Origin of the sequence: Marinobacter sp., assembly GCF_965229985.1 — a bacterium.
Classification (GTDB): Bacteria; Pseudomonadota; Gammaproteobacteria; order Pseudomonadales; family Oleiphilaceae; genus Marinobacter.
Genome location: NZ_OZ245935.1, coordinates 4,070,599 through 4,096,812 on the forward strand (window position 1 = coordinate 4,070,599; position 26,214 = coordinate 4,096,812).

The window sequence follows — 26,214 nt, forward strand, 5'->3', positions numbered from 1 at the left end:
TCCGGTCAACGCCTTAGCTGGCTGACGCCCTGACGGAGACTTTCCATGTTCATCAAGAAGCGCCCATCCTGGGCTTTGCCTCACTCAGAAGTTACCCCCGAATCTGTCTACCTCAACCGACGGCAATTCATGTCCGGCACTGTGGCCTTCGCCGCTGGTCTCTCAATGCCGGGGCTATTATCCGCTGCAGAGCTTCCGGTCCCTGGGGAATCGCTGGACTACGTTGCAATGCCCGGTTTCTCAACCGATGAGAAAAAGACGCCTTTCGAGGATGTCACTCGCTATAACAACTTTTATGAATTTGGCACCGGCAAAGGGGATCCTGCCAGGTACGCCGATGAAATGAGCGTTGATCCCTGGTCTGTCGTGGTTGAGGGGGAGTGCGGACGGCCCGGTGAGTATGCGCTGGAGGACCTGCTCAAGCCACATGAATATCAGGAACGGGTGTACCGACTTCGTTGTGTCGAGGCGTGGTCGATGGTGATCCCCTGGATCGGGGTTCCACTGGCCGACATCATTAAACGGCTTGAGCCCAACTCCCGCGCAAAATACGTCTATTTCGAGACCCTTTATGATCCGGATCAGATGCGAGGGCAGCGCTCATTGTTCAGCACCATCGACTGGCCTTACCAGGAGGGTTTGAGGATGGATGAGGCCATGAACGAGTTAAGCTTCCTCGCGGTCGGGCTGTATGGCAAAACCATGCCCAACCAGAATGGCGCGCCTATCCGGCTGGTTGTTCCCTGGAAATACGGATTCAAAAGCATCAAGTCGATCGTCAAGATACGGTTCCAGGAGGAGCGGCCGAAAACCACCTGGGAGATGCTTGCGCCCCAGGAGTATGGATTCTATGCCAACGTTAACCCGGAGGTTGACCATCCAAGGTGGAGTCAGAAGCGTGAACGTAGGCTGCCTTCCGGTTTGCTTTCGCCTAACTGGATGGAGACCGTCAAGTTCAATGGTTATGGGGAGCAGGTCGCCGATCTGTACAAGGGTATGGATCTGAGCAAGTTTTATTGATGAGTGGTAAGCGAATGGTGGATCGCCCAGGCTTTGTCTTGGCTTTCCGCCTTCTGGTCGCGTTTCTCGCCTGTGTCCCTTTTCTGGCATTGGCTACCAATATTGCCAGCCAGTCTCTGGGGCCTGACCCGGGCCAGGAAGTGACAGAGTCACTGGGCCTTGCAGCATTCCAGTTGTTAATTGTGACCTTGGCCATGACTCCGCTTAGGCGCTGGTCTGGCTGGACAGGCTGGATCCGGGTTCGCCGAATGCTCGGCCTTTTTGCATTCTTCTATGCCGTACTGCACGTGTTGGCGTTTCTGCAATTCATACTCGGTTGGAGTGATCTTTGGGCTACGTTTACCAAGCGGCCCTATATTGTGGCGGGTGCACTATCTTTTCTTATGTTGGTGCCTCTGGCTCTGACCTCTACCAAGGGAATGATGAAGCGGCTGGGTAAAAGCTGGAAAGGATTGCACAAGCTGATCTACCTGATCGCCATCACCGCGTGGGTCCACTTTATCTGGCAGGCAAGAAGCGATATCGGTGAAATGGTCGCTTACGGCCTGGTAATCGTGGGTTTACTGGCATTGCGCTGGAAATGGAACGGGGCTCGTGGGTTGATTCCCTTTGCTAGAGGCTGATTTCAGCCTGAAAACTGAACGAAATGATCACTGTCTGATCAGCGAAGTACGTGGAAACCGAGACCGCTATAAATTAATTCAAAAACCTCGTTGACAGTTTTCCTGACGCCTGTAGAATGCGCACCACTTCTGAGGGACAAGCCACTAACGGCAACCTCCCAGACGAAAGGCAACTGTTTGAAAGTACTGAAGAAAACGAGTTTTAAAATTCTTCAGATTAACGGTTGACAAGGCAGCGGAACGATGTAGAATACGCGGCCTTGATTGAGCAACAGCTCAAACGCTCTTTAAAAAGTTGACCAAGTAATTCGTGTGGGCGCTGGCCGAGGTATTTCGGGTATGAAATATCAGGACAGTGACTCGTCGAAATTGAGTTTTGTCTTGAGCAAGAATAGAGAATCTTCGGATTCTTGTATGATTTAAACTGAAGAGTTTGATCATGGCTCAGATTGAACGCTGGCGGCAGGCTTAACACATGCAAGTCGAGCGGTAACAGGGGGTGCTTGCACCCCGCTGACGAGCGGCGGACGGGTGAGTAATGCATAGGAAACTGCCCAGTAGTGGGGGATAGCCCGGGGAAACCCGGATTAATACCGCGTACGCCCTTCGGGGGAAAGCAGGGGATCTTCGGACCTTGCGCTATTGGATGTGCCTATGTCGGATTAGCTAGTTGGTGGGGTAAAGGCCTACCAAGGCGACGATCCGTAGCTGGTCTGAGAGGATGATCAGCCACATCGGGACTGAGACACGGCCCGAACTCCTACGGGAGGCAGCAGTGGGGAATATTGGACAATGGGGGCAACCCTGATCCAGCCATGCCGCGTGTGTGAAGAAGGCTTTCGGGTTGTAAAGCACTTTCAGTGAGGAGGAAAACTCTGCGACTAATACTCGTAGGGCTTGACGTTACTCACAGAAGAAGCACCGGCTAACTCCGTGCCAGCAGCCGCGGTAATACGGAGGGTGCAAGCGTTAATCGGAATTACTGGGCGTAAAGCGCGCGTAGGTGGTTTGATAAGCGAGATGTGAAAGCCCCGGGCTTAACCTGGGAACGGCATTTCGAACTGTCAGGCTAGAGTATGGTAGAGGGTAGTGGAATTTCCTGTGTAGCGGTGAAATGCGTAGATATAGGAAGGAACACCAGTGGCGAAGGCGGCTACCTGGACCAATACTGACACTGAGGTGCGAAAGCGTGGGGAGCAAACAGGATTAGATACCCTGGTAGTCCACGCCGTAAACGATGTCTACTAGCCGTTGGGACTCTTGAAGTCTTAGTGGCGCAGCTAACGCACTAAGTAGACCGCCTGGGGAGTACGGCCGCAAGGTTAAAACTCAAATGAATTGACGGGGGCCCGCACAAGCGGTGGAGCATGTGGTTTAATTCGACGCAACGCGAAGAACCTTACCTGGCCTTGACATGCAGAGAACTTTCCAGAGATGGATTGGTGCCTTCGGGAACTCTGACACAGGTGCTGCATGGCCGTCGTCAGCTCGTGTCGTGAGATGTTGGGTTAAGTCCCGTAACGAGCGCAACCCCTATCCCTAGTTGCTAGCAGTTCGGCTGAGAACTCTAGGGAGACTGCCGGTGACAAACCGGAGGAAGGTGGGGATGACGTCAGGTCATCATGGCCCTTACGGCCAGGGCTACACACGTGCTACAATGGTGCGCACAGAGGGCTGCAAACCCGCGAGGGGGAGCCAATCTCACAAAACGCATCGTAGTCCGGATCGCAGTCTGCAACTCGACTGCGTGAAGTCGGAATCGCTAGTAATCGTGAATCAGAATGTCACGGTGAATACGTTCCCGGGCCTTGTACACACCGCCCGTCACACCATGGGAGTGGATTGCACCAGAAGTGGTTAGTCTAACCTTCGGGAGGACGATCACCACGGTGTGGTTCATGACTGGGGTGAAGTCGTAACAAGGTAGCCGTAGGGGAACCTGCGGCTGGATCACCTCCTTAAACGAAGCCGAAAGCTTCGGTCAGAGTCCACACGAATTACTTGGTTAGCTGAATAAAGAGAGCAGATGGGTCGTTGCAGGCCCGTGTTTTTGGGTCTGTAGCTCAGGTGGTTAGAGCGCACCCCTGATAAGGGTGAGGTCGGTGGTTCAAGTCCACCCAGACCCACCAGAATTGCGTGGCTCGTCGTTGCTTCCAAGCTCACGTGCTACTCGCACGCTACGCTTGCAAGCGCCTAGATCCACACAATTCTATAGCTGAGGTTGAATTGACCTGGCTTGTGTGGAAGATCGAGGGGCCATAGCTCAGCTGGGAGAGCGCCTGCCTTGCACGCAGGAGGTCGGCGGTTCGATCCCGCCTGGCTCCACCAAAAGCCTGAACGATCGATGCTTTAAACTGACTAACTCCGGTTAGTAGTGTACAGAAACGAATGTTTCATACTGATGAAGCCTTCCTTTCTGATCACTGGGTCAGATTTGCTCTTTAACAAATTGGACGAGATAGAACACGATTGATGGATTCCATTATCTCCGGAATTCATTGATCAGAGTGATAACGATTTCAAGCGTTATCCGGTGTTGTCGTTGAAGTGGTTGTTCTATTGCTTCAAGTGGCTGTCTCGAAACAGGGTTCTTTATCAGGCTTGCCTGGTGAGGGATGTTGAATCGTGATCAGTTGTCTTGGGGTTATATAGTCAAGCAACTAAGCGCATACGGTGGATGCCTTGGCAGTCAGAGGCGATGAAAGACGTGGAAGCCTGCGATAAGGTTCGGGGAGCTGGCAAACAAGCTGTGATCCGGGCATTTCTGAATGGGGAAACCCACCGACTTTCGGGTCGGTATCTTACACTGAATCCATAGGTGTAAGAGGCGAACCGGGGGAACTGAAACATCTAAGTACCCCGAGGAAAAGAAATCAACCGAGATTCCCTAAGTAGCGGCGAGCGAACGGGGACTAGCCCTTAAGCTAGACAACTGGTAGGAGAAGGCTCTGGAAAGTGCCGCCATAGTGGGTGATAGCCCCGTATCCGAAACCTGAGTCTGGTGAAATCGAGTAGGACGGGACACGTGATATCCTGTCTGAACATGGGGGGACCATCCTCCAAGGCTAAATACTCCTGACTGACCGATAGTGAACCAGTACCGTGAGGGAAAGGCGAAAAGAACCCCTGTGAGGGGAGTGAAATAGATCCTGAAACCGTATGCGTACAAGCAGTCGGAGCGGACTTGTTCCGTGACGGCGTACCTTTTGTATAATGGGTCAGCGACTTATGTTCAGTGGCGAGGTTAACCGTTTAGGGGAGCCGTAGGGAAACCGAGTCTGAATAGGGCGATTTAGTCGCTGGGCATAGACCCGAAACCGGGCGATCTATCCATGAGCAGGTTGAAGGTGCCGTAACAGGCACTGGAGGACCGAACCCACTGTCGTTGAAAAGCCAGGGGATGACTTGTGGATCGGAGTGAAAGGCTAATCAAGCCCGGAGATAGCTGGTTCTCCCCGAAAGCTATTTAGGTAGCGCCTCGGACGAATACCACAGGGGGTAGAGCACTGTTTCGGCTAGGGGGTCATCCCGACTTACCAACCCGATGCAAACTCCGAATACCTGTGAGTACTATCCGGGAGACACACGGCGGGTGCTAACGTCCGTCGTGAAGAGGGAAACAACCCAGACCGCCAGCTAAGGTCCCCAAGTACCAGTTAAGTGGGAAACGATGTGGGAAGGCTCAGACAGCTAGGAGGTTGGCTTAGAAGCAGCCATCCTTTAAAGAAAGCGTAATAGCTCACTAGTCGAGTCGGCCTGCGCGGAAGATGTAACGGGGCTCAAACTGGTCACCGAAGCTGCGGCTGCATACTTTGTATGCGGGGTAGGGGAGCGTTCTGTAAGCCTGCGAAGGTGTGTTGAGAAGCATGCTGGAGGTATCAGAAGTGCGAATGCTGACATGAGTAACGACAATGCGGGTGAAAAACCCGCACGCCGGAAGACCAAGGGTTCCTGCGCAACGCTAATCGGCGCAGGGTGAGTCGGCCCCTAAGGCGAGACCGAAAGGTGTAGTCGATGGGAAACGGGTTAATATTCCCGTACCTTGGATAGCTGCGATGGAGAGACGGAGAAGGCTAGGTGAGCCGGGCGACGGTTGTCCCGGTTTAAGCGAGTAGGGAGTGGACTTAGGCAAATCCGGGTCCACAATCTCGAGACGCGACGACGACTGCTCTTAGAGCGGGAAGTCATTGATGCCATGCTTCCAGGAAAATCTTCTAAGCTTCAGGCTATTCGAGACCGTACCCCAAACCGACACAGGTGGTCAGGTAGAGAATACCAAGGCGCTTGAGAGAACTCGGGTAAAGGAACTAGGCAAAATGGTGCCGTAACTTCGGGAGAAGGCACGCTGGTGGTAGGTGAGACCCCTTGCGGGTGGAGCTGACGCCAGTCGAAGATACCAGGCCCCTGCGACTGTTTATTAAAAACACAGCACTGTGCAAACACGAAAGTGGACGTATACGGTGTGACGCCTGCCCGGTGCCGGAAGGTTAATTGATGGGGTTAGCGCTTGCGCGAAGCTCTTGATCGAAGCCCCGGTAAACGGCGGCCGTAACTATAACGGTCCTAAGGTAGCGAAATTCCTTGTCGGGTAAGTTCCGACCTGCACGAATGGCGTAACGATGGGGGCGCTGTCTCTACCCGAGACTCAGTGAAATTGAAATCGCCGTGAAGATGCGGTGTATCCGCGGCTAGACGGAAAGACCCCGTGAACCTTTACTATAGCTTCACAGTGAACTTTGAGCATGTTTGTGTAGGATAGCTGGGAGGCTTTGAAGTGGGAACGCCAGTTCTCATGGAGCCAACCTTGAAATACCAGCCTGACATGTTTGAGGTTCTAACTTGGTCCCCTTATCGGGGATGAGGACACTGTGTGGTGGGTAGTTTGACTGGGGCGGTCTCCTCCCAAAGCGTAACGGAGGAGCACAAAGGTGGGCTAAGCATGGTCGGACATCATGCGGTTAGTGTAATGGCACAAGCCCGCTTAACTGCGAGACAGACACGTCGAGCAGGTACGAAAGTAGGTCATAGTGATCCGGTGGTTCTGTATGGAAGGGCCATCGCTCAACGGATAAAAGGTACTCCGGGGATAACAGGCTGATACCGCCCAAGAGTTCACATCGACGGCGGTGTTTGGCACCTCGATGTCGGCTCATCACATCCTGGGGCTGAAGCCGGTCCCAAGGGTATGGCTGTTCGCCATTTAAAGTGGTACGCGAGCTGGGTTTAGAACGTCGTGAGACAGTTCGGTCCCTATCTGCCGTGGACGTTGGAGATTTGAGGAAAGCTGCTCCTAGTACGAGAGGACCGGAGTGGACGAACCTCTGGTGTTCGGGTTGTGACGCCAGTCGCATTGCCCGGTAGCTATGTTCGGACAGGATAACCGCTGAAAGCATCTAAGCGGGAAGCCCCTTCCAAGATGAGATCTCCCTGGACCCTCGAGGTCCCTGAAGAGCCGTTCAAGACCAGGACGTTGATAGGTCGGGTGTGTAAGCGCTGCGAGGCGTTGAGCTAACCGATACTAATTGCTCGTGCGGCTTGACTATATAACACCCAAGACAATTGCGGATAACGCAGAGCTAATCGCTCAAACGAAATCAATACCACTCAGTTCCATCTCGTCCCCCAGTGATCAACCGTTTTGCCTGACGACCATAGCGGTCTGGAACCACCTGATCCCATCCCGAACTCAGAAGTGAAACAGACCAGCGCCGATGGTAGTGTGGCGTTGCCCATGTGAGAGTAGGTCATCGTCAGGCGCCTAATACCCTAAACCCCAGCATCCTTGATGCTGGGGTTTTTTATTGCCTGAAACTCGGGCCCTCGCTCACCTCCACCCGGTGATATACTCTCTCCATAACGAACGAAATCTCTGAATGGAGCCTGCAAATGCCTGCCACTGATCACCTGGTCATCTTCGATACAACGCTCCGTGATGGTGAGCAAAGCCCCGGTGCCACCATGAACAAAGCGGAAAAGCTCCGCATTGCCAAAGCGCTGGAAAAGCTCCGTGTCGACGTTATTGAGGCAGGGTTCGCGATTGCCAGCCAGGGTGATTTCGAGGCGGTCAAAGCGATCGCGGAGTCCATCAAGGATTCGACAATCTGCAGTCTCGCCCGGGCGCTCGACAAGGATATCGACCGCGCAGCAGAGGCCATCCGGCCGGCACAGCGCGGCCGCATTCACACGTTTATTGCCACGTCGCCCATTCACATGAAGCACAAGCTGCAGATGCAGCCTGATGAAGTGGTAGAGCAGGCGGTTCGTTCGGTTAAACGCGCCCGGAGTCATGTCGACGATGTTGAGTTTTCATGCGAGGACGCCGGACGCTCGGAACTGGACTTTCTGTGCCGGATTATAGAAGCGGCAATTGATGCCGGCGCCAGCACAATCAACATTCCGGATACGGTGGGCTACGCCATTCCCGAGCAGTTCGGGGAAACCATCCGTCAGCTTATGAACCGGATTCCAAACGCCGACAAGGCCATTTTTTCGGTGCATTGCCACAACGATCTCGGCCTGGCAGTCTCCAACTCTCTGGCAGCCGTCTCCCAGGGCGCTCGTCAGGTGGAGTGCACCATCAATGGCTTGGGTGAGCGTGCCGGTAACGCAGCGCTCGAGGAAATTGTGATGACGGTTCGCACCCGCCAGGACCTGTTCCACATAGACACCCGCATTGATACCCAGCACATCGTGCCTGCGTCGCGCCTGGTGTCCACGATCACCGGGTTTCCGGTCCAGCCCAACAAGGCCATCGTTGGCGCCAATGCCTTTGCCCATGAGTCCGGCATTCATCAGGATGGGGTTCTGAAGCACCGCGAAACCTACGAGATCATGCGGGCACAGGATGTGGGTTGGCACACCAACAGCCTGGTGCTGGGTAAACATTCCGGCCGTAACGCGTTCCGCACCCGTTTGCTGGAACTCGGGATTCAGTTTGAGACCGAAACGGAGTTGAACGAAGCGTTTACAAGGTTCAAGGCACTGGCAGATCTGAAGCATGAAATTTTCGACGAAGATCTCCAGGCGATTGCCAGCGATACCCGACAGAAAGAGGAAGATGGCCGGTATGGCCTGGTTTGTATGCAGGTATGCTCCGAGACCGGAGTCGTGCCCAAGGCCAATCTGACCCTGACGGTAGACGGCAAAGAACACAAGGTTGAGGCCGAAGGCAGCGGGCCGGTCGATGCCACGTTCAAGGCAATCGAATCCCTGGTGGATTCCGGCTGCAACCTTCAGCTGTATTCAGTGAATAACATCACCAGCGGCACCGACGCCCAGGGTGAAGTGACTGTGCGCCTGGAGCGCGGGGGTCGGATCGTTAACGGCGTGGGTGCTGATACTGATATCATCATCGCCTCTGCCAAGGCCTACATAGAGGCCCTGAACCTGATCAGTAAGGGCGGAATCCGACAGCATCCCCAGGTTGCGGATGTGTGAGAATGTGAATTCGGTGAACCCGGACAGGCGAAGTTAATGATTGGATCGGAAGCAGAGCGTCAGTTTTACCTGGGAGCCGCAGGAATACGGATGTGGTATGCCCGGCAACCGCTGCCGGGTGCGGCGCCAAGTCCTGAGTTTGAATTTCCCGAGGCAACTGAGGTTCCACAAACTATCCCGGTCGTTTCCGAGCCTGTCTCTCGCCCGGTAAGCAATGCAGCTCGCCCGGCTCCGGGTAAACCGGCAGCGCCAAATCGAACCGAGGGCGTTGCCCGAATCGCGGATCTGCAGGCGTTAATGGAAGCTGATGCTGGCGTTCCGGGAAAAACCTCCCGACAGCCCCCCGAATCGCCTTCCTTGCCGGAGGCCATTACGCACTCCCCGGAACCAGAGCCGCCAGAGGAGACGGCAGCGCGATCGTCTGTGATCCCCGCAGAGCGGGTCAATCTCATGGTCTGGGCAGGGAGCGGTGCTGCGCTGATCGGAGGCATGTCCGCGGATGCCAGCAGTCGGCTCCAGGAAACCCTCGCGTTGAATATCCTCAAGAGCCTGGGCGAAAGCCAGCCCAGTGCGCTTGGGCATGTGGCCTGGCCCATCTTCAACAATCTGCTGGTGCCCGGGAACTCGGGCCATGACTTTGTCGAGGTGATGCGCAGTGTTCTGTCGGGTCTGGAGCGTCAGCCGGTTGTGCTTCTGCAGGGCGCCGGAGACTCAGATCACAGCTGGCTGCTGGAAGCGCTTGGTCGTGACGCCGCGGTTCGGTTTCCGCACACCCTCGCCGAGATTGCCGGTGACCCGACCCTGAAGCGGTCGCTCTGGCAACAAATACGGCCCCTGGTCGCCCGTTAATGGCCTGTCCGGAAACCTACCAGAAAGTCCTCCACGCCGATCTGCTGGTTCGGCCCCTGGCGCCAGACGATGTTCCGGCTGTACTTGATATAGAACGCCAAGGTTATTCCCATCCCTGGAGTGAGTCGGTGTTTCTTGATTGTTTCAAGGACAACTACCGGCTCTGGGGTGTCTGTCATGGAGACATGCTGATGGCCTACGCTGTCGTGGCCTATATCGTTGATGAAGCCCATTTGCTGAATATCTGCGTCCACCCGAGGGGCCGCGGTGAGGGTGTCGGGCGCTATCTGCTGAGGCACGTGCTGGCAACCGCAGCCCATGAGGGCATGTCCCAGCTGTTGCTCGAGGTCAGGGTCAGCAATCATGCCGCCATCGCTTTGTACCAGAGTGAGGGCTTTCACGAGATCGGCCAGCGACCCGGGTATTATCCGGCTGCCAACGGCCGGGAGGATGCTCGCGTTCTGATGCGTGCCCTCGGCCGTTGACCGCTTCAGTGCGAGTTAGCGTCGCAGCGGCATAGGGCCTATAATGGCCGCCTTTTCCAGAACATCAGATTCAGGTTGCTTTTCGATTATGTCTAACCTTTCCCAGGAAGTGGCCAAGCGCCGCACCTTTGCCATTATTTCGCACCCGGATGCCGGTAAAACCACCATTACCGAGAAGGTGCTGTTGTTCGGGCAGGCGATCCAGAAAGCCGGTACCGTCAAGGGAAAGAAATCCGGCCAGCACGCCAAGTCTGACTGGATGGAAATGGAGAAAGAGCGGGGAATCTCGGTAACCACGTCCGTTATGCAGTTTCCCTATGGCGGAAAGCTGGTGAACCTTCTGGATACGCCGGGCCACGAGGATTTCTCTGAGGATACCTACCGGACCCTGACTGCGGTGGACTCCTGCCTGATGGTGATTGACAGCGCCAAGGGTGTCGAGGCGCGGACCATCAAGCTCATGGAAGTTACTCGCCTGCGGGATACCCCCATTCTCACGTTCATGAACAAGCTGGACCGGGATACGCGGGATCCGGTGGAACTGATGGATGAGGTTGAGGACGTACTGAAGATTGCCTGCGCGCCGATCACCTGGCCTATTGGTATGGGCAAGAGCTTCAAGGGTGTGTATCACCTGCTTCGGGATGAGGTCATTCTCTATCAGTCCGGTCAGGGGCACATGATTCAGGACAAGCGGGTTATCTCAGGTCTTGATAACCCGGAGCTGGACGACGCCATTGGCGCCTATGCGGGCGATCTGCGTGATGAAATTGAGCTGGTCAAAGGCGCGTCCCACGAGTTTGATCAGGAAGCCTTTCTTGCTGGCGAGTTGACGCCGGTATTCTTTGGTACCGCCCTGGGTAACTTCGGTGTCGACCACATGCTGGATGGTCTGGTGGAATGGGCCCCGGCGCCACAGCCACGGGAAACCGACCAGAGACTGGTCCAGCCTGCAGAGGACGGCTTCTCGGGCTTCGTCTTCAAGATCCAGGCTAATATGGACCCGCAACACCGCGATCGCGTTGCGTTTCTCCGCATTGTTTCCGGCAGTTACAACCAGGGCATGAAAGCCCGTCATGTACGTATCGGCAAGGAAGTGCGCTTTTCCGACGCGCTGACCTTCATGGCCGGTGACCGTGAGCACGCCGAGCAGGCCTTTGCCGGCGATATTATCGGCCTGCACAATCATGGCACCATTCAGTTGGGCGATACCTTTACTGCCGGTGAAGACATGAAGTTCACCGGTATCCCGAACTTTGCCCCGGAACTGTTCCGTCGGATTCGCTTGAAGGATCCGCTCAAGGCCAAGCAGCTCCAGAAAGGGTTGATTCAGCTGTCGGAAGAGGGTGCCGTTCAGGTATTCAGGCCGCTGCGCAATAACGATCTGATCGTTGGCGCAGTGGGTGTTTTGCAGTTCGACGTGGTGGTCAGCCGCCTGAAAAGTGAGTACAAGGTCGAGGCGATCTATGAGCCGATTAACGTCGCCACGGCTCGGTGGGTGACCTGCAGTGATGACAGGAAGCTGGACGAGTTCCAGCGCAAGAACAACGACAACCTGGCCCTTGATGGCAGTGACCGGCTCGCCTATATCGCTCCGACCATGGTGAACCTGAATCTGGCCCAGGAGAGGTATCCGGACATCCAGTTCCACAAGACCCGGGAGCATTAACGGTTCCGGGCGGAGGTGACTGTGCAGCTGATCGACGCCCATTGCCATTTTGATTTTCCCCAGTTCGATGGCCGCCGCGATGCGGAACTTGAGCAGGGTCGCTCGCGCGGACTTCGTGGGCTGGTAATACCCGGTGTCAGGCGGCCGGATTGGGGCCGGGTTCGTGACACAGCGCTGGCGCACAAAGGCCTGTTTTACTGTCTTGGCATACATCCCTGGTTCGTTGAAGAGCATTCGGAGGAGGATCTGACGGAGCTCCGCCGGCTGCTGGAGGCTCACCCCGAGCGCTGTGTGGCAATCGGTGAGTGCGGGCTCGACCGGCTGCGGGGAAGTCTCGAACTGCAGTGGCCCTGGTTTGAGGCGCAAGTGGAGCTGGCTCAAGAGCTAAATATGCCGCTGGTGATCCATTCCGTTAAGACCCATGACGAAGTACACAGTCTGCTTAATGGTCGGCAGTGGGGTGGCCGGGCCCTGCTTCACGGCTTCAGCGGAAGTTTTCAGCAGGCCCGCAAGCTGGTTGACCTGGGGTGCTTCATCGGAGTGGGGGGCGTGATTACCCATCCCAGGGCGCGAAAGACCCGCGATGCAATCGCAAGGCTGCCACTGGAAGCGCTGGTGCTCGAAACGGATGCGCCGGACATGGCACCGGAAGGCGTGCAGCAGGGGCAGAATTCCCCACGGTACCTGTTGGATATTCTGGACGCGCTCGCGGAGATCCGTGGCGGGACGCCGGAGCAATTGGCGCCTGTACTTCTGGATAATGTTTACCGGTTATATGGTTGGTCCAGTGCCGGCATAGGGGAATAACGAAACGAATCGACACAGGGTTGGCTTTCCTGGGTGGTTCGAGTATACTTCGCGCCCTGGCTTTTCAAGGCGATGTCATTATCTCAGCCCCGAATGATGGCAGCGCAACACAGGTATGGAACCTCCTCCGGATGCCTTGCATTTACCGGTGGTGGTTTTTAACGTTTCTTATATAGCGTTCAAGGCGGAATCAATGAAGACTCTGAGTGCGAAACCAGAAACAGTAAAACGTGACTGGTACGTTGTAGACGCAGCCGGCAAGACGCTGGGTCGTCTGTCAACCGAAATCGCCCTACGTCTGCGGGGCAAGCATAAGCCTGAGTACACCCCTCACGTAGACACTGGCGATTACATTGTTGTGATCAACGCGAGCCAGGTGCGGGTTACCGGCAAGAAAGCATCTGACAAGATGTACTACAGTCATACCGGCTTTCCGGGTGGAATCAAATCCATCAACTTCGAGAAGCTGGTCGACAAGGCTCCCGAGCAAATCATTCAGAAGTCTGTCAAAGGCATGCTTCCGAAAGGCCCGCTCGGTCGCGCCATGTTCAAGAAGCTGAAAATCTATGCCGGCGCTGAGCATCCTCACGCAGCCCAGCAGCCCAAAGAACTCGACATTTAACGGAAGGCGGATATGTCTGTAGCACAAAATTACGGTACTGGTCGCCGCAAGACATCCACGGCTCGGGTTTTTATCAAGCCGGGAAGCGGTAACATCTCCATCAATGGTCGCTCAATCGAAGATTTCTTCGGTCGTGAGACTCTGCGCATGATCGTTCGTCAGCCGCTGGTTGTTGCCGAATCTACCGATCGCTTTGATATCAACATCACCGTCAAGGGTGGTGGTATCAGTGGCCAAGCTGGCGCGATTCGCCATGGTCTGACCCGCGCTCTGATGGATTACGACGAAACTCTGCGTCCGGCGCTGCGTAAGGCGGGTTACGTTACCCGTGACGCGCGTGAAGTCGAGCGTAAGAAAGTGGGTCTGCGCAAGGCGCGTAAGCGTCCTCAGTACTCCAAGCGTTAATTTCGCTGGAGCAGGATCCTGGAAAACCCGGCCCTTTTCGGTCGGGTTTTTTTATGTTCGGGCGATTTGTCAGCAAATTGATCTGGAACAGGGATGAGGCGCCAGCGGCGGCTTTCCGACTTGTAAGCCCCTGGTAATTTCATTACCATTTGGGCGCTTATATTTTTGGGTTGTGAAGTCCTTTTAGATGCACATTGCCGGCGGTTTTGCGGGCTGTGACATCGCCTGATGGGAGAAAACCATAATGAGTAATGGCGACGTGAGCCAAGGCCGGCGCCGGTTTCTGATCGGTGCTACGTCTGTGGTGGGTGGAGTCGGCGTCGTCGGTGCGGCCGTTCCTTTCGTGGCATCCTGGAATCCCAGTGCCAAAGCGGAAGCAGCGGGTGCACCGGTAACCGTCAATGTCAGCAAGATTGAACCGGGTCAGCAGATTACGGTCGAGTGGCGGGGTAAGCCGGTCTGGATCATCCGCCGTACCGAAGAGATGCAGGCGAATATCGAGAAGCTTAACGACCGGGTGAAAGACCCCCAGTCGGAAGCACCTCAGCAGCCACCGTATATTGATGGCATCCTGCGCTCCCTGAAGCCGGAATTTGCCGTGCTTGTAGGGCTGTGTACCCATCTTGGCTGTGTTCCGTCCTACCGACCGGAAGTTGCTCCGGCGGATCTCGGTGACGAGTGGCTGGGTGGTCTTTTCTGTCCGTGTCACGGTTCCCGATATGATATGGCCGGAAGGGTCTACGAGGCGCAGCCTGCTCCCCTGAACCTCGAGGTGCCGCCTTATCGTTTTGACGACGATGCGACCCTCACGATTGGTCTTGATCCGGAGGCAGCGTAATGCAAAAGCTGATTAACTGGGTAGACGAACGTCTGCCGATCGTAGATGCCTGGAACAAGCATCTGGGCAAGTATTACGCGCCGAAAAACTTCAACGTGTGGTACTTCTTTGGCTCCCTCGCCATGCTGGTTCTGGTAAACCAGCTGGTTACCGGGATCTGGCTCACCATGAGCTATAACCCCTCCGGTGAAGGTGCGTTTGCATCTGTCGAGTACATCATGCGTGATGTCGAATGGGGTTGGTTGCTGCGTTACCTGCACTCTACCGGTGCTTCGGCATTCTTCGTCGTGGTGTATCTCCACATGTTCCGGGGGCTGATGTATGGCTCCTACCAGAAGCCGCGTGAATTGATCTGGATCTTCGGTATGTTGATCTACCTGATCCTGATGGCTGAGGCGTTCATGGGTTATCTGCTGCCCTGGGGCCAGATGTCCTACTGGGGTGCGCAGGTTATCGTTAACCTGTTCGGTGCTATTCCGGTCATTGGTGAGGATCTGTCACTGTGGATTCGTGGCGATTACCTGATTTCCGGCATTACCCTGAACCGCTTCTTCGCGTTGCATGTGGTGGCGCTGCCGATCGTTCTGCTTGGTCTGGTTGTGCTTCACATCCTGGCGCTGCATGAAGTGGGCTCAAACAACCCTGACGGTATTGATATCAAGAAAAACAAGGACGAAAACGGCATTCCGAAAGACGGTATCCCGTTCCATCCTTACTACACTGTGCACGACCTGCTGGGCGTTGGTGTATTCTTCTTTATCTTCTTCATCGTCGTGTTCTTCTTCCCGGAAGGCGGTGGGCTGTTCATTGAGAAGCCGAATTTCGAGCCGGCAAACCCGCTGAAAACGCCAAATCACATTGCTCCGGTCTGGTACTTCACACCTTTCTACGCAATGCTGCGTGCGGTAACCATTGACCTGTTCGGTCTGGATGCCAAGTTCTGGGGTGTTGTGGTGATGGGTGCGGCGATCGCCATTCTGTTCGTGCTGCCCTGGCTGGACAAGAGTCCGGTGCGTTCAATGCGTTACAAGGGCTGGTTGAGTCGGATTGCCCTGGCCATCTTCGCAGTCAGCTTCGTGGTGCTTGGCTATCTCGGCCTGGTACCTGCGACTGAAGGCCGCACCATGGTTGCCCAAGTTCTGACGGTGCTGTACTTCCTCTACTTTATCCTCATGCCGTTCTATACGCGTATGGAGAAAACCAAGCCAGTTCCAGAGAGGGTGACAGGATAATGAGAAAGCTGATTTTTGGTCTTTTCATCGCGGTCCTGCCAGCTCTCGGGCTGGCAGCGGGTTCAACTGTGCCGCTGGACAGCTTTGAGTCAGATCACTCTGACAAAGCATCTTTGCAGCGCGGTGCAGCCCTGTTCACCAACTACTGCATGGGCTGTCACTCCATGGAATATGCCCGCTACAAGCGTGTGGCTGACGACCTGGAGATTCCCGACGAGCTGTATGAGGAGAATCTGATCTTCACCAGCGCCAAGATTGGCGAGCTGATGAAAAACTCCATGAACAAGGACATGGCGGCTGACTGGTTCGGTGCGCCGCCACCGGACCTTACGCTGGAAACCCGTTTGCGTGGCGAAGCGTGGGTGTATTCGTACCTGCGTGGTTTCTACAAAGACGAGTCCCGTCCGCTGGGCGTGAACAACGTGGTGTTCCCGGCTGTGGGCATGCCCCATGTCCTGGTTGGTATGCAGGGGCTGTGTGCCGTCGAGCCTAATATTGGTACCCCGGCCAGCGTTGAGCCTTTGAGTGGCAACATTAACAACGCGGACGTTTGCCCGGAGTACGCTATCGAAGGCAGCATGTCAGGAGCCGAGTTTGACCAGGCCATGTATGACCTGACCAATTTCATGTCTTACATGGGTGATCCGGTCAAGCTTGAGCGTGAGCGTCTGGGGATCTTTGTCTTGATCTTTGTGGCCATCTTCTTCGTGTTCGCCTACCTGCTCAATCGTGAGTACTGGAAGGACGTACACTGAGAAATAGGGTATAATCCCGTCCCCTGAGTTCCAGCGGGCATAACCGGCCCGCTGGATTTTTGCGTTTTTTCAGGATCATTTCGGTTTGTTTACTCGTGAGGTAGTTCTATGGGCGTTGTGACCAAGCGGTCATCAATGACGTTTTTCTCGGATCCGGCCAGCCATTACAGCCACAGAGTGCGCATTGTTCTGGCAGAGAAGGGTGTTACCGTCGATATCGTTGATGTGGATCCCGACAATCCGCCGGCTGAGCTAGCCGACCTGAACCCGTACAACGCCCTGCCGACACTGGTGGATCGTGATCTGGTGCTTTATGAGCCCAACATCATGATGGAGTACCTCGACGAGCGTTTCCCGCATCCCCCCTTGTTGCCGGTGTACCCGGTTGCCCGTGCCAACAGCCGTCTGATGATTCATCGGATTCAGAAAGACTGGTGTGGCCTGGTTGACCAGATCCTGGCGCAGCCGAACGCCAAGGCCTCTGAAACAGCGCGCAAAGAGCTGAAAGAGAGCCTGTTGGCAACGGCACCGCTGTTTGGAGAGATGCCGTTCTTCCTGTCTGAAGAGTTCACTATCGTGGACTGTTGTATTGCTCCGATCCTCTGGCGCCTTCCGTCGCTCGGTATCGAGCTGAACGAAAAGCAGGCCAAGCCACTGCAGAAGTACATGGAGAGCATCTTCAGCCGGGAAGGGTTCAAGGCAAGCCTGTCCGATCTGGAAGAAGACATTCGCAGCTGATTTGGTAACGTTCCGCTGGCCGGAGCAGGAGAGTGGCAGTGGCTGAGAGTAAAAACACCATGACGTCCAGCCGCCCGTACCTGGTACGAGCATTCAATGAGTGGATACTGGACAATGACTGTACCCCCTACATCGTGGTGGATGCAGGCATTCAGGGTGTGCAGGTGCCGACTGAGCATGTCGCGAATGGACAGATTGTTCTGAATATCAGTCCGGGAGCGGTGCGTGGCCTGGTGATCGGCAATGGCGCACTGGAGTTCAGTGCCCGTTTTGGCGGCGTGCCCATGCAGGTGTTCATTCCGCTGCAGGCGGTTATGGCAATCTACGCCAAGGAAAACGGTGAGGGCATGGTGTTCGGTAGCGAGCCAGGCTCCCCGGATCCTGACGGCACTTCCCGTGAGCGTGAAGGCGAGCAGTCTTCATCCGGGCAGGAGGATCGCCCTTCGGGCAGGCCAACCCTCAAGGTCGTTAAATAAACCTCGCCCCACCGTCTTGAGAAAGCCAGCATTTGCTGGCTTTTTTATCCCCCGAAGATCTTCGCGTCGATCAGCCCACAAAGGGCGTTAATGATGAGCAGTAATAGTGGCGTTGCCTCGGTTGGGCTGAGATTGTTCAGTGCAATTTCGTGATCTTCCGGGTGTAATAGCGACGTTATATCCGATTTTTCCCGTGCACTGAGAACCACAACGCTCATTTCCCGGTCATGGGCGACCTGGATCGCCTGGATGAGGTTGGCCTTGTGCCCGTCATCAACAATGACGAAAAGCAGGTCTCCGGGTTTGCCAATTGCCCTGACCTGGCGGGAGAAGGTGTCGTTGAAACGGTTATCCCGGCAGATCGCCGAATAGGTCGTCGCATCGGCGCCAAGGTTGATGGCGGGTAGTGCGGGTCTGTCCTGGTCGAACCGGTTCAGAAGGGCGGTGCAGAAGTACTGTGCCAGAATGTTGGCATTGCCATTGGCGCAGGTGATGATTTTTCCGTCCTGGAGCAGAGTTCCCACGAAGGCATTGGCAACCTCCTCAATATCAGGGCCCACCGTGCTGGCGGCCTGGGCAGTATGCTCCATATGGCTTGCGAACCACTGATTGATCTGGTGTTCGGTGTCGGTCATTTTCGGTATCACTATCCTGCCAGAATTGCGTTCCTGATCCATTGTACCCGGTATTTTTTGACGGTACCCGGGCTGATGGCAACCACGTCTATTCGCGAGAGGTTGTTCCAGAGCCCATGTCTGTGCAAATAGAATGAAACTGCACGAATCAGGCGTTTCTGTTTGGGGTAATTGATTGAGCTTGCCGGGTCAACAAGGCTACCCGCGCCTCGATAGCGGACCTCAAAGAACACAAGGGTATCGCCATCCTGGCCCACGAGGTCGATTTCGCCGCCGCGATTGTAAATATTGCGTTCGATTATCCGCACGCCCCGACTTGCAAGGTATCGGGCTGCTACGCCTTCGAAGTGATTGCCCAGGGTTTTGGTGCCATCCATGGCAGCTGATTTGCTCCTGTGGTGTTATTCGCTGAGGGGCGCGGTTTCCTGTTCCGGGGTTGCTGCCTCGCTCTCTTCGGTCACGGGGTCAGGGATGAGCTCGGGAACCCCATTTCGGAACTGTGCCCACAGCTGTTCCCGATGAATGCTGCCCTGTGGTGTCATGGTAAGTACACCGGTCTGCCCTGATATCGAGGCGCTTTCGACCTGTTTCAGCAGTGGCAGGCGTTTACTCAGTTGCCACGCATCGGCGCCCATGGCGAACAGGCGACCGGGTTGGCCACGGGTGCCTGACAGGTTTTCCGTGGCCCGGGTGCGCAGTTCGTTGTCGTCGCCCAGAACCCACGGAATGTCAGTGAAAATAACCCCGTTCAGGTCTCGGTCCCGGGACGGTGCGGGTGTGCCCTCATAGATAATGGAAGGCGAGTAAACTGGCAGGTCACCCCCGAAATAAAACGCGAACAGGGGCTTGAACTGCCTTGCCACCGTGGGCTCTGCCACCATGACGATGGCGTCCGCGTCCTGCCGGCGCCTTGGCTCGAACTCGACGTCCATGCCGATAGTCCGTTCAACCTGAATGGCCCGGTCCCGGGAAACGGTGATGCCCAGCAGATCGGCCGTTACCGCCCGAAGGTTGTCCTCCCGGTAGAAGCGTTCAATATCCAGGGCAACGCCGTCATGGGAGGCCATGCGTTTCAGCAATGCCGCCTCGACGCGATCGCCCCATTCGCCGCCGGGGATAAGAACCAGAACCTGACGCAACTGTTCGGCGGCGAGCCGGTCGGCAATCTGCCGCGCCTCGTCTTCGGCGGAGAGCCCGAATTGATAAAGCCCGTCAGCAGGCTTGGTATCGGCGGGCAGGTAATTCAGCCCCAGCGCGGGCACCGGCAGTGTATTCATTGAGCCAAGGCCGGCAAGCGCTTCTTTTTCCAGGGGACCAACAATCAGGTCGATATCCTGCTCGGACAGCTGTTTGTAGAGATCGCTGAACGATGTTCCCGCGGTGTTGAAGATGCGAATGTCGGTTTCACCCCGGTCAGCAGAGTCGTCGAGGTAGTAGGCCGCCAGAAAGCCATCGCGAATCGCCTTGCCGGCGGTTGCCAGCGGCCCCTCGAGGGGCAGGACGAGGGCGATTTTTTCAGGGCGGCTTTCGGCCAGCGTGGCGATCAGTTGCAGCTCCGAGGGCAGTACCTGGGCGGCAGGATGACCGGGCCAGTTGTTCTGCCAGCCACGGATGATTCGCCCCTGTTCGTCAATGCCGGCGTCCGGTGTCCGGACGAGGCTGGCCAGTTCCAGCCATCCCTGGGATTCGTAGCCGATGGCCTCGGCAGAGGCTGAGTTGAGCTCGCTGTCGGGAACCACTTCCAGCAGAGACCAGACCCGGTTGTGAATCTGTTGTGCATCCGCGGTGTTGTCCGTCTGGGCCAGCAGGATCAGGGTCATGGCTGCAGGCATGGGCTCACCGGCCAGGGCGAAGGTGTCCGCCTGCAGGTTGGCTGCCCGGGCAATCAGGTCCGCCGGGTAGTCTATAAAGGTCGACGGTGTGAGTTCGCCGGCGATCTCTTTTGCCCAGGATTCATCTTCGAGGGCGGTGGCGCTTGCCATGGTCAGTAGCAGTTTCTGGTTGCCAAGCCCCGTAGCGGGTTGCGCCAGCTGCTGACTTTGAAGTAGCGTTCTGGCCGCCGCGTGATTGCCCTGGTCCTGGAACCTGCTGGCGATCCGGAGCAGGTAAGCCTGGGCGGTTTCGATGCTGTCTTCGTTGCTCGCCAGTTCCAGGGCCTGATCGGCGGTTTGTGCAACATGGGTTTCGAGGTTCACGGTGGCGCAACCAGCCGACAAAAGGGCGGCAGTAAATACGCTGGCCAGGGCTCGTTGATGAATGCGGATCTTTATCATGGCAGGCTCGACATACTCCGGATGATTGGGCTTGTAGCGCCAGACTAACGGTGGCAAGTTTAACAGCTCCGGGGTTAATTCACATGACGTAACTGTCACGGTCCCGGACTCCCCACAAGAGAGGCAGAAGCTTTGAAAAACGAGGTCAGCGATTTCCCGTCGTCAGATAGCCGCAAGGGTGAGTCGGGTGGCACGCTTTATGTCGTTGCCACGCCCATCGGCAATCTTGACGATCTGTCTCCACGGGCAACCCGGACGCTGGCCAGTGTGGATGTGGTGGCTGCCGAGGATACGCGGCACAGTGGTCGGCTGCTGAGTCATTTGGGTATACAGAAGCGAATGATCGCGCTCCATGATCACAACGAAAAGGATCGCGCTGCCGGTATTCTGGCTGAACTTCAGGCCGGACGTGATGTGGCTCTGATCTCCGATGCCGGTACGCCGCTGATTTCGGATCCCGGTTATGTTCTGGTGCGTGAGGCCAGGGCGGCCGGGCACAGAGTCAGCCCGATCCCGGGGCCCTGTGCCCTGGTGGCGGCATTGAGTGCTGCCGGCCTGCCGACGGACCGATTTCTTTACGTGGGGTTTCTGCCGGCGAAACGCTCTGGTCGCAAAGCCAGCCTGGACTTGCTGAGCAGTGAAGTAGCGACTCTGGTTTTTTACGAATCGCCTCATCGAATCCTGGAATCGGTGCGTGATATCGGTGAGGTGTTGGGATCCGATCGAGAGATTGTCCTTGGTCGCGAGATTACCAAGACCTTCGAAACCTTCTATTCCGGTTCAGTGGCAGAGGTTCTGGCAGAGTTGGAGCGAGACCCTCACGGAAGCCGCGGCGAGTTCGTGGTTATGGTTCGGGGTGCGATGGCCCAGCCGGGTAACAGTAAGGAAGCTACTATGGATGTGGACCGGGTGCTTCGTGTTTTGCTGGCTGAGCTGCCGGTCAAGAAGGTCGCCAAAATGGCTGCCGAGTTGACCGGGTTATCGAAAAATGAGCTTTACCAGCGGGCTCTGGAGCTGAAGGATGGCTGAACACCGTGGCAGTTTCCCTTGCAAGGCCATGGGCGCAGGAGTATTGTCTCGCCCGAGCTCGCCAGACAGTCGCCGCCGGTTTTCCGGGGGAGGAAAGTCCGGGCTCCATAGGGCAAGGTGCCAGGTAACGCCTGGGCGGCGCGAGCCGACGGAAAGTGCAACAGAAAGTATACCGCCTAAGCGCCTTCGGGCGCCGGTAAGGGTGAAACGGTGCGGTAAGAGCGCACCGCGTGGCTGGCAACAGTCCACGGCGATGGTAAACCCCACCTGGAGCAAGACCAAATAGGAATCCAATGGCGTGGCCCGCGCTGGATTCGGGTAGGTTGCTTGAGGTCTGTGGTGACGCAGACCCTAGATGAATGACTGTCCAAGACAGAACCCGGCTTATCGGCGAGCTCGCTTTTTTTTCCCTTCCTGAAATGTCTGTCATTCTCAACAGGCGTTCTTTATAGCCAAAAAATCTTAAACCTCACTTGCAGTCTTCAGAGTTTTTTGCAGGTATTTGATTTTACTTCTTTTCTTTTCCGTAATCTCACCATTTCATCGAATCTGGCTCTGTAACCTCTTGTCATAAAAGGAAGTTTTCCAAGTGTGGCGCTGTTTGCGGCGCTTGCATTGTGTATTGCGTGTTTCTATAGTGTGCAGAAGTGGGAAAAAGTGGATTCTAGTGGTTTTTTGTGGATATCAGGCACCCAGAGACAGCGTAAATGAGTAATTTTCTCGGCAGTCATGCCATCAATATGGATGCGAAGGGTCGCCTGGCGATCCCCGCCAAGGTGCGCGAAGAGCTCGCGCAGGCCTGTGGTGGGCGCATTGTATTGACTGCAAACGCTGACGAGGAGCGGTGCCTGCTGCTTTATCCCGAACCTGAATGGGAGGTTCTGCGGCCCAAAATCGAGGCGCTTCCGAACATGAACAAGGCGGCCCGGCGCCTGCAACGGCTGATTCTGGGTAATGCTGCACCCATGGAGCTGGACTCTGCCGGGCGCATCCTGATTCCTCCAACTCTGAGAAGTTATGCCCATCTGGAGAAAAAACTGATGCTGATCGGGCAGGGCAAGAAGCTTGAGCTCTGGAGCGAAGAGCGCTGGTTCGCCTGGCTGGATGAGTCCTCTGATGATGAAGAGATGCCGCCCGAGATGGAGGCGCTGTCCTTATGACCTCCGATCGCAGTCAGGAGGCCGGGGCGGCGTACTCGCATCGCTCGGTACTCCTGGATTCGGCGGTCGACTATCTGGTCAGCGACCCCGATGGCTATTACGTGGATGGCACCTTCGGACGGGGTGGCCACAGTCGCCTGATCCTGGGCCGTCTCGGAAAGTCGGGGCAGCTCCTTGGAATTGACAAGGATCCCGAAGCTATCCGCGAGGCAAGAGAGCTGGAAGCCCAGGATAGCCGCTTCCATTGCTTTCATGGCTCCTTTGCGGAGCTCGGCACCGCGTTAGTCGGTCAGGATTGGCAGACAGTTAACGGCGTTTTGCTGGATCTCGGCGTGTCATCGCCGCAGCTTGATGATGCCTCCCGTGGTTTCAGTTTCATGCGCGATGGGCCGCTGGACATGCGCATGAATACTGAGCAATCGCCCAGTGCGGCGGAGTGGCTCGCAACGGCGGAGGAGTCGGATATCGCGAATGTGATCTTCCGCTATGGCGAGGAGCGGTTCTCCCGGCGCATTGCCCGGCTCCTGGTCGAGCGTCGCCAGGAAGCGCCCGTCGAAACCACTCGCCAGTTGGCTGAGCTGGTCAGCGAGGCGGTGCCCAAGAAAGAAAAGCACAAGCATCCGGCCACCCGGACCTTTCAGGCAATCCGGATCTTTATCAACCGGGAGCTGGAGGATCTGGAAGTGGGTCTTCAGTCTGCTGTTGATCACCTTGCCCCGGGAGGGCGCCTGGTGGTCATCAGCTTCCATTCGCTGGAAGACCGGTTGGTCAAGCGGTTCATGAGGGATCTGGCCCGCGGGCCGCAGTTGCCTAAAGGTGTTCCGGTAACGGCAGAGCAGGAGGCCTCGGACTTCCGTCTGGTTGGTAAGGCCAGTAAGGCCGGAGCTGACGAAGTAAGTGACAACGTACGTGCCCGCAGCGCAGTCATGCGGGTGCTGGAACGCACAGATCTCAGGAAAAACTCGCAGGGGAGCGCGTAACCATGGGCGCGGTAGCTATTGAAGAGCCGGTAAAAACGGCGAAGCTCAACAAGCAGAAGGTCCGCGACGGCGTTGCAACCGCAGTCCGGATTTCCAGGCAGGTATTCGCCGCTACGAAGCAAGGCAAAGTGCTGGTCTCGCTCGGGCTGGTTGCCGTGTTGCTGGCTTCCTCCATCGGCGTGGTAGTGAGTGCCCACGAGAACCGGGAACTATTTAATACCCTTTCGCAGCTTCAGTCCGAGCGCGACCGCTATCAAAGTGAATGGAGTCAGCTGCTGCTTGAACAGAGTGCGCTTAGCGCCCACGGTCGAGTCGAAAAGCTGGCGGCTGAGCGTTTTAGCATGGTAGTGCCCGGGCGTCAGGATATCGTGCTGGTACCGCTGATGTCGCCGGTTGCAAACCGATAATAAACGAAAACAACAACGATTCAGGGTGATCGACGTGTCCGATCAGGGAAAGAAGACAACATGGGGGCAGCGTTTGGCGTCCGGGCTGGCAGCCTGGCGTTTTGGCTCCGTTGTGGGCGTCTTTCTCCTGGTCGTGGGTGTGCTTGGCTGGCGCCTGGTCGACCTCCACGTCGTGGATAACGATTTCCTGCGCAAGCAGGGTGATGTCCGGACCATCCGGGTTGAGAGTATTGATGCTCACCGTGGTGTTGTCACCGATCGTTATGACGAGCCGCTGGCCGTCAGCACGCCAGTACAGACCATCTGGGCCAATCCGTCAGAGGCTGACCCTTCCGAGGCACGTCTGACCAACCTCGCGCGTCTTCTGGACATCAACGAGGCCTCCCTCCGGCAGCGACTCAAAGAATACTCCGGTCGGGAGTTCATTTACCTGCGCCGCAAGATTCAGCCGGATCTGGCCAGAAAGGTTCTGGATCTGGAGATCGATGGGATATACACCCGTCAGGAATACCGTCGCTATTACCCCGCGGGCGAAGTGACCGCTCACGTTGTGGGTTTCACGGATATCGATGAGCGTGGCCAGGAAGGAATCGAACTGGCGTATAACCAGTGGCTGTCTGGTGAAACCGGCCGCAAGCGCGTTCTGAAAGATAATCGAGGTCGTATCATCAAGGATCTGACCCTGATTCGCGATGCCAGCCCTGGTCAAAATCTCGCGCTCAGCATTGATTTGCGCCTCCAGTACCTCGCCTACCGGGAACTCAAAGCTGTTGTGGCGGCTCATAATGCCAGAGGGGGCACACTGGTCATGCTCGACGTGGATACCGGTGAGGTTCTGGCAATGGTCAATCAGGGGTCCTACAACCCCAATGACCGCAGTCAGCTAGCCGCTGAGAATCTCCGGAACAAGGCCATTACCGATCTGTTCGAGCCCGGCTCAACCATGAAGCCGATCACCATGGCGGCTGCACTGGAGTCCGGCAGCTATTCGGTTAACAGCACTATCGATACCAGTCCCGGTTTTCGCCGTTTTGGCCGTTTTACCATCCGGGATCATCGCAACTATGGCGTGATGGATATGGCTGAGATCATCGTCAAGTCCAGCAACGTCGGAATCAGTCGAATTGCCACCGATCTCGGTGGCGATGTGATCCGCGATCTATACGCCCGTCTCGGGCTAGGGCAGCCAACCGGTATCGGCTTCCCGGGCGAAGCGGTGGGTGTGTTGCCCTCTCCACCCAAGTGGCGCCCCGTGGAAGAGGCAACGCTGTCTTACGGGTACGGTATGAGCGTGAACGCCCTGCAACTGGCTCAAGCCTATATGGTGATCGCCAACGGTGGTGTGCGCTATCCACTGAGTCTGGTCCGGCAGGATGAGAAGCCGGAGGGTCAGCGGGTGCTTTCGGAGCAGGTAACCCATCAGGTTCGCAATATGTTGCGCGAGGCGGTTTCGAGGGGGACTGGCAAACGTGCACAGCCGGGATTCTACTCGGCCGGCGGCAAAACCGGGACAGTTCATCTTGTTGGTGCCCAGGGTTACGAAGACAGCCAGTACAAGGCGATTTTTGCCGGTATGGCGCCTATTGATAATCCCAGACTGGTTACGGTTGTGGCCGTTGATGCGCCGCAGTCCGGAGAATATTACGGTGGCGAGGTTGCTGCGCCGGTATTCTCACGGGTGATGAGTGACGCACTGCGACTGTTGAATGTGAAGCCTGAACTGGAAGTAGGCGAGGCCGAAATGGCTTCGTCTGCATCCGGAGAGCGAGGGTAG

22 protein-coding genes, 2 tRNA genes, 3 rRNA genes and 1 other RNA gene are annotated in these 26,214 nt (G+C 56.3%); 25 read left to right on the forward strand and 3 right to left on the reverse strand.

Translation table 11 applies throughout. From position 1 onward, the window contains the following. Positions 1 to 45 precede the first annotated feature (45 nt). From msrP to ACO06L_RS18740, 19 genes are all read left to right on the forward strand, one after another. Positions 46 to 1,020, forward strand: a complete 975-nt coding sequence (gene msrP / locus ACO06L_RS18650) for a protein-methionine-sulfoxide reductase catalytic subunit MsrP (RefSeq protein WP_202348043.1) — start codon at positions 46 to 48, stop codon at positions 1,018 to 1,020. Beyond that, positions 1,020 to 1,643 carry a sulfite oxidase heme-binding subunit YedZ gene (locus ACO06L_RS18655; protein ID WP_202348042.1) on the forward strand — a complete coding sequence of 208 codons (624 nt, stop codon included), beginning with the start codon at positions 1,020 to 1,022 and terminating at the stop codon, positions 1,641 to 1,643. Before msrP ends, ACO06L_RS18655 begins: the two co-directional genes overlap by 1 nt. A 421-nt stretch (positions 1,644 to 2,064) precedes the next feature. Further along, positions 2,065 to 3,604 (forward strand): 16S ribosomal RNA (locus ACO06L_RS18660). A gap of 91 nt (positions 3,605 to 3,695) precedes the next feature. After that, a tRNA-Ile gene (locus tag ACO06L_RS18665) sits at positions 3,696 to 3,772 on the forward strand. A gap of 123 nt (positions 3,773 to 3,895) precedes the next feature. Continuing rightward, a tRNA-Ala gene (locus tag ACO06L_RS18670) sits at positions 3,896 to 3,971 on the forward strand. A gap of 322 nt (positions 3,972 to 4,293) precedes the next feature. Then, positions 4,294 to 7,186: ribosomal RNA gene (locus ACO06L_RS18675) — 23S ribosomal RNA — on the forward strand. Positions 7,187 to 7,284: 98 nt separating this feature from the next. Continuing rightward, a 5S ribosomal RNA gene (gene rrf / locus ACO06L_RS18680) occupies positions 7,285 to 7,399 on the forward strand. The 16S, 23S and 5S rRNA genes sit together here with 2 tRNA genes alongside, the layout of an rRNA operon. Positions 7,400 to 7,529: 130 nt before the next feature. Continuing rightward, positions 7,530 to 9,080: a 2-isopropylmalate synthase gene (locus ACO06L_RS18685; RefSeq protein ID WP_202347028.1), complete on the forward strand. Its 1,551-nt coding sequence runs from the start codon at positions 7,530 to 7,532 to the stop codon at positions 9,078 to 9,080. Positions 9,081 to 9,116: 36 nt separating this feature from the next. Next, entirely contained in the window at positions 9,117 to 9,929 is an 813-nt protein-coding gene (locus tag ACO06L_RS18690) for a 2-isopropylmalate synthase (RefSeq protein ID WP_202347029.1), read from the forward strand. Beyond that, positions 9,929 to 10,414: a ribosomal protein S18-alanine N-acetyltransferase gene (gene rimI, locus ACO06L_RS18695; RefSeq protein WP_202347030.1), complete on the forward strand. Its 486-nt coding sequence runs from the start codon at positions 9,929 to 9,931 to the stop codon at positions 10,412 to 10,414. The genes ACO06L_RS18690 and rimI overlap by 1 nt, the downstream gene beginning before the upstream one ends. Before the next feature lie 88 nt (positions 10,415 to 10,502). Continuing rightward, a complete protein-coding gene (gene prfC / locus ACO06L_RS18700; protein ID WP_202347031.1) occupies positions 10,503 to 12,083 on the forward strand; it encodes a peptide chain release factor 3 in 1,581 nt (526 codons plus the stop codon). Between the two features lie 21 nt (positions 12,084 to 12,104). Next, positions 12,105 to 12,890, forward strand: a complete 786-nt coding sequence (locus tag ACO06L_RS18705; protein ID WP_202347032.1) for a TatD family hydrolase — start codon at positions 12,105 to 12,107, stop codon at positions 12,888 to 12,890. Between the two features lie 193 nt (positions 12,891 to 13,083). Further along, on the forward strand, positions 13,084 to 13,512 hold the full coding sequence (gene rplM / locus ACO06L_RS18710) for a 50S ribosomal protein L13 (protein WP_008176556.1): 429 nt from the start codon (positions 13,084 to 13,086) through the stop codon (positions 13,510 to 13,512). Positions 13,513 to 13,524: 12 nt separating this feature from the next. Then, positions 13,525 to 13,917, forward strand: coding sequence for a 30S ribosomal protein S9 (gene rpsI, locus ACO06L_RS18715; protein ID WP_064226992.1), 393 nt, complete (start codon positions 13,525 to 13,527; stop codon positions 13,915 to 13,917). A 244-nt stretch (positions 13,918 to 14,161) separates the two neighbouring features. Next, the gene (petA, locus tag ACO06L_RS18720; RefSeq protein WP_064226993.1) at positions 14,162 to 14,755 is read left to right on the forward strand and encodes a ubiquinol-cytochrome c reductase iron-sulfur subunit; all 594 of its coding nucleotides are present in this window, start codon (positions 14,162 to 14,164) and stop codon (positions 14,753 to 14,755) included. Next, positions 14,755 to 15,987: a cytochrome b gene (locus ACO06L_RS18725; protein WP_064226994.1), complete on the forward strand. Its 1,233-nt coding sequence runs from the start codon at positions 14,755 to 14,757 to the stop codon at positions 15,985 to 15,987. Before petA ends, ACO06L_RS18725 begins: the two co-directional genes overlap by 1 nt. After that, complete coding sequence (locus ACO06L_RS18730; RefSeq protein ID WP_064226995.1) at positions 15,987 to 16,742, forward strand: cytochrome c1; 756 nt, start codon at positions 15,987 to 15,989, stop codon at positions 16,740 to 16,742. The genes ACO06L_RS18725 and ACO06L_RS18730 overlap by 1 nt, the downstream gene beginning before the upstream one ends. A 108-nt stretch (positions 16,743 to 16,850) precedes the next feature. Further along, positions 16,851 to 17,480: a glutathione S-transferase N-terminal domain-containing protein gene (locus tag ACO06L_RS18735; RefSeq protein ID WP_008176545.1), complete on the forward strand. Its 630-nt coding sequence runs from the start codon at positions 16,851 to 16,853 to the stop codon at positions 17,478 to 17,480. 59 nt (positions 17,481 to 17,539) lie between these two features. Then, positions 17,540 to 17,956, forward strand: coding sequence for a ClpXP protease specificity-enhancing factor (locus ACO06L_RS18740; protein ID WP_227512626.1), 417 nt, complete (start codon positions 17,540 to 17,542; stop codon positions 17,954 to 17,956). A gap of 44 nt (positions 17,957 to 18,000) precedes the next feature. Here ACO06L_RS18740 and ACO06L_RS18745 read toward each other — a convergent pair whose 3' ends face one another. The 3 genes from ACO06L_RS18745 to ACO06L_RS18755 are packed head-to-tail and all read right to left on the reverse strand — an operon-like array spanning position 18,001 to position 20,921. Continuing rightward, entirely contained in the window at positions 18,001 to 18,591 is a 591-nt protein-coding gene (locus ACO06L_RS18745; RefSeq protein ID WP_064226997.1) for a D-sedoheptulose-7-phosphate isomerase, read from the reverse strand. A gap of 11 nt (positions 18,592 to 18,602) precedes the next feature. Beyond that, positions 18,603 to 18,968, reverse strand: coding sequence for a YraN family protein (locus ACO06L_RS18750; protein WP_064226998.1), 366 nt, complete (start codon positions 18,966 to 18,968; stop codon positions 18,603 to 18,605). Positions 18,969 to 18,992: 24 nt separating this feature from the next. Continuing rightward, complete coding sequence (locus ACO06L_RS18755; RefSeq protein WP_227715872.1) at positions 18,993 to 20,921, reverse strand: penicillin-binding protein activator; 1,929 nt, start codon at positions 20,919 to 20,921, stop codon at positions 18,993 to 18,995. 75 nt (positions 20,922 to 20,996) lie between these two features. Between ACO06L_RS18755 and rsmI the strand changes: the two genes are divergently transcribed. The 6 genes from rsmI to ACO06L_RS18785 all read left to right on the forward strand — a co-directional run bounded on the left by rsmI (position 20,997) and on the right by ACO06L_RS18785 (position 26,214). Beyond that, the gene (rsmI, locus tag ACO06L_RS18760; protein WP_064227000.1) at positions 20,997 to 21,893 is read left to right on the forward strand and encodes a 16S rRNA (cytidine(1402)-2'-O)-methyltransferase; all 897 of its coding nucleotides are present in this window, start codon (positions 20,997 to 20,999) and stop codon (positions 21,891 to 21,893) included. Positions 21,894 to 21,946: 53 nt separating this feature from the next. Continuing rightward, positions 21,947 to 22,296, forward strand: an RNA gene (gene rnpB / locus ACO06L_RS18765) — RNase P RNA component class A. Positions 22,297 to 22,600: 304 nt separating this feature from the next. Continuing rightward, entirely contained in the window at positions 22,601 to 23,053 is a 453-nt protein-coding gene (gene mraZ / locus ACO06L_RS18770) for a division/cell wall cluster transcriptional repressor MraZ (protein WP_064227001.1), read from the forward strand. Beyond that, a complete protein-coding gene (gene rsmH / locus ACO06L_RS18775; protein ID WP_064227002.1) occupies positions 23,050 to 24,033 on the forward strand; it encodes a 16S rRNA (cytosine(1402)-N(4))-methyltransferase RsmH in 984 nt (327 codons plus the stop codon). The genes mraZ and rsmH overlap by 4 nt, the downstream gene beginning before the upstream one ends. 2 nt (positions 24,034 to 24,035) lie before the next feature. Beyond that, positions 24,036 to 24,440, forward strand: a complete 405-nt coding sequence (gene ftsL, locus ACO06L_RS18780) for a cell division protein FtsL (RefSeq protein ID WP_064227003.1) — start codon at positions 24,036 to 24,038, stop codon at positions 24,438 to 24,440. A 34-nt stretch (positions 24,441 to 24,474) separates the two neighbouring features. Continuing rightward, positions 24,475 to 26,214 (forward strand): peptidoglycan D,D-transpeptidase FtsI family protein, encoded by a 1,740-nt coding sequence (locus tag ACO06L_RS18785; RefSeq protein ID WP_064227004.1) that lies wholly within the window; start codon positions 24,475 to 24,477, stop codon positions 26,212 to 26,214.

Bases quoted from the DNA above. Each gene is read 5' to 3' on its own strand.
- msrP (WP_202348043.1), top strand. From the start codon at position 46: ATGTTCATCAAGAAGCGCCCATCCTGGGCTTTGCCTCACTCAGAAGTT.
- ACO06L_RS18655 (WP_202348042.1), top strand. From the start codon at position 1,020: ATGAGTGGTAAGCGAATGGTGGATCGCCCAGGCTTTGTCTTGGCTTTC.
- ACO06L_RS18685 (WP_202347028.1), top strand. From the start codon at position 7,530: ATGCCTGCCACTGATCACCTGGTCATCTTCGATACAACGCTCCGTGAT.
- ACO06L_RS18690 (WP_202347029.1), top strand. From the start codon at position 9,117: ATGATTGGATCGGAAGCAGAGCGTCAGTTTTACCTGGGAGCCGCAGGA.
- rimI (WP_202347030.1), top strand. From the start codon at position 9,929: ATGGCCTGTCCGGAAACCTACCAGAAAGTCCTCCACGCCGATCTGCTG.
- prfC (WP_202347031.1), top strand. From the start codon at position 10,503: ATGTCTAACCTTTCCCAGGAAGTGGCCAAGCGCCGCACCTTTGCCATT.
- rplM (WP_008176556.1), top strand. From the start codon at position 13,084: ATGAAGACTCTGAGTGCGAAACCAGAAACAGTAAAACGTGACTGGTAC.
- rpsI (WP_064226992.1), top strand. From the start codon at position 13,525: ATGTCTGTAGCACAAAATTACGGTACTGGTCGCCGCAAGACATCCACG.
- petA (WP_064226993.1), top strand. From the start codon at position 14,162: ATGAGTAATGGCGACGTGAGCCAAGGCCGGCGCCGGTTTCTGATCGGT.
- ACO06L_RS18725 (WP_064226994.1), top strand. From the start codon at position 14,755: ATGCAAAAGCTGATTAACTGGGTAGACGAACGTCTGCCGATCGTAGAT.
- ACO06L_RS18730 (WP_064226995.1), top strand. From the start codon at position 15,987: ATGAGAAAGCTGATTTTTGGTCTTTTCATCGCGGTCCTGCCAGCTCTC.
- ACO06L_RS18735 (WP_008176545.1), top strand. From the start codon at position 16,851: ATGGGCGTTGTGACCAAGCGGTCATCAATGACGTTTTTCTCGGATCCG.
- ACO06L_RS18740 (WP_227512626.1), top strand. From the start codon at position 17,540: ATGACGTCCAGCCGCCCGTACCTGGTACGAGCATTCAATGAGTGGATA.
- ACO06L_RS18745 (WP_064226997.1), bottom strand. From the start codon at position 18,591: ATGACCGACACCGAACACCAGATCAATCAGTGGTTCGCAAGCCATATG.
- ACO06L_RS18750 (WP_064226998.1), bottom strand. From the start codon at position 18,968: ATGGATGGCACCAAAACCCTGGGCAATCACTTCGAAGGCGTAGCAGCC.
- mraZ (WP_064227001.1), top strand. From the start codon at position 22,601: ATGAGTAATTTTCTCGGCAGTCATGCCATCAATATGGATGCGAAGGGT.
- rsmH (WP_064227002.1), top strand. From the start codon at position 23,050: ATGACCTCCGATCGCAGTCAGGAGGCCGGGGCGGCGTACTCGCATCGC.
- ftsL (WP_064227003.1), top strand. From the start codon at position 24,036: ATGGGCGCGGTAGCTATTGAAGAGCCGGTAAAAACGGCGAAGCTCAAC.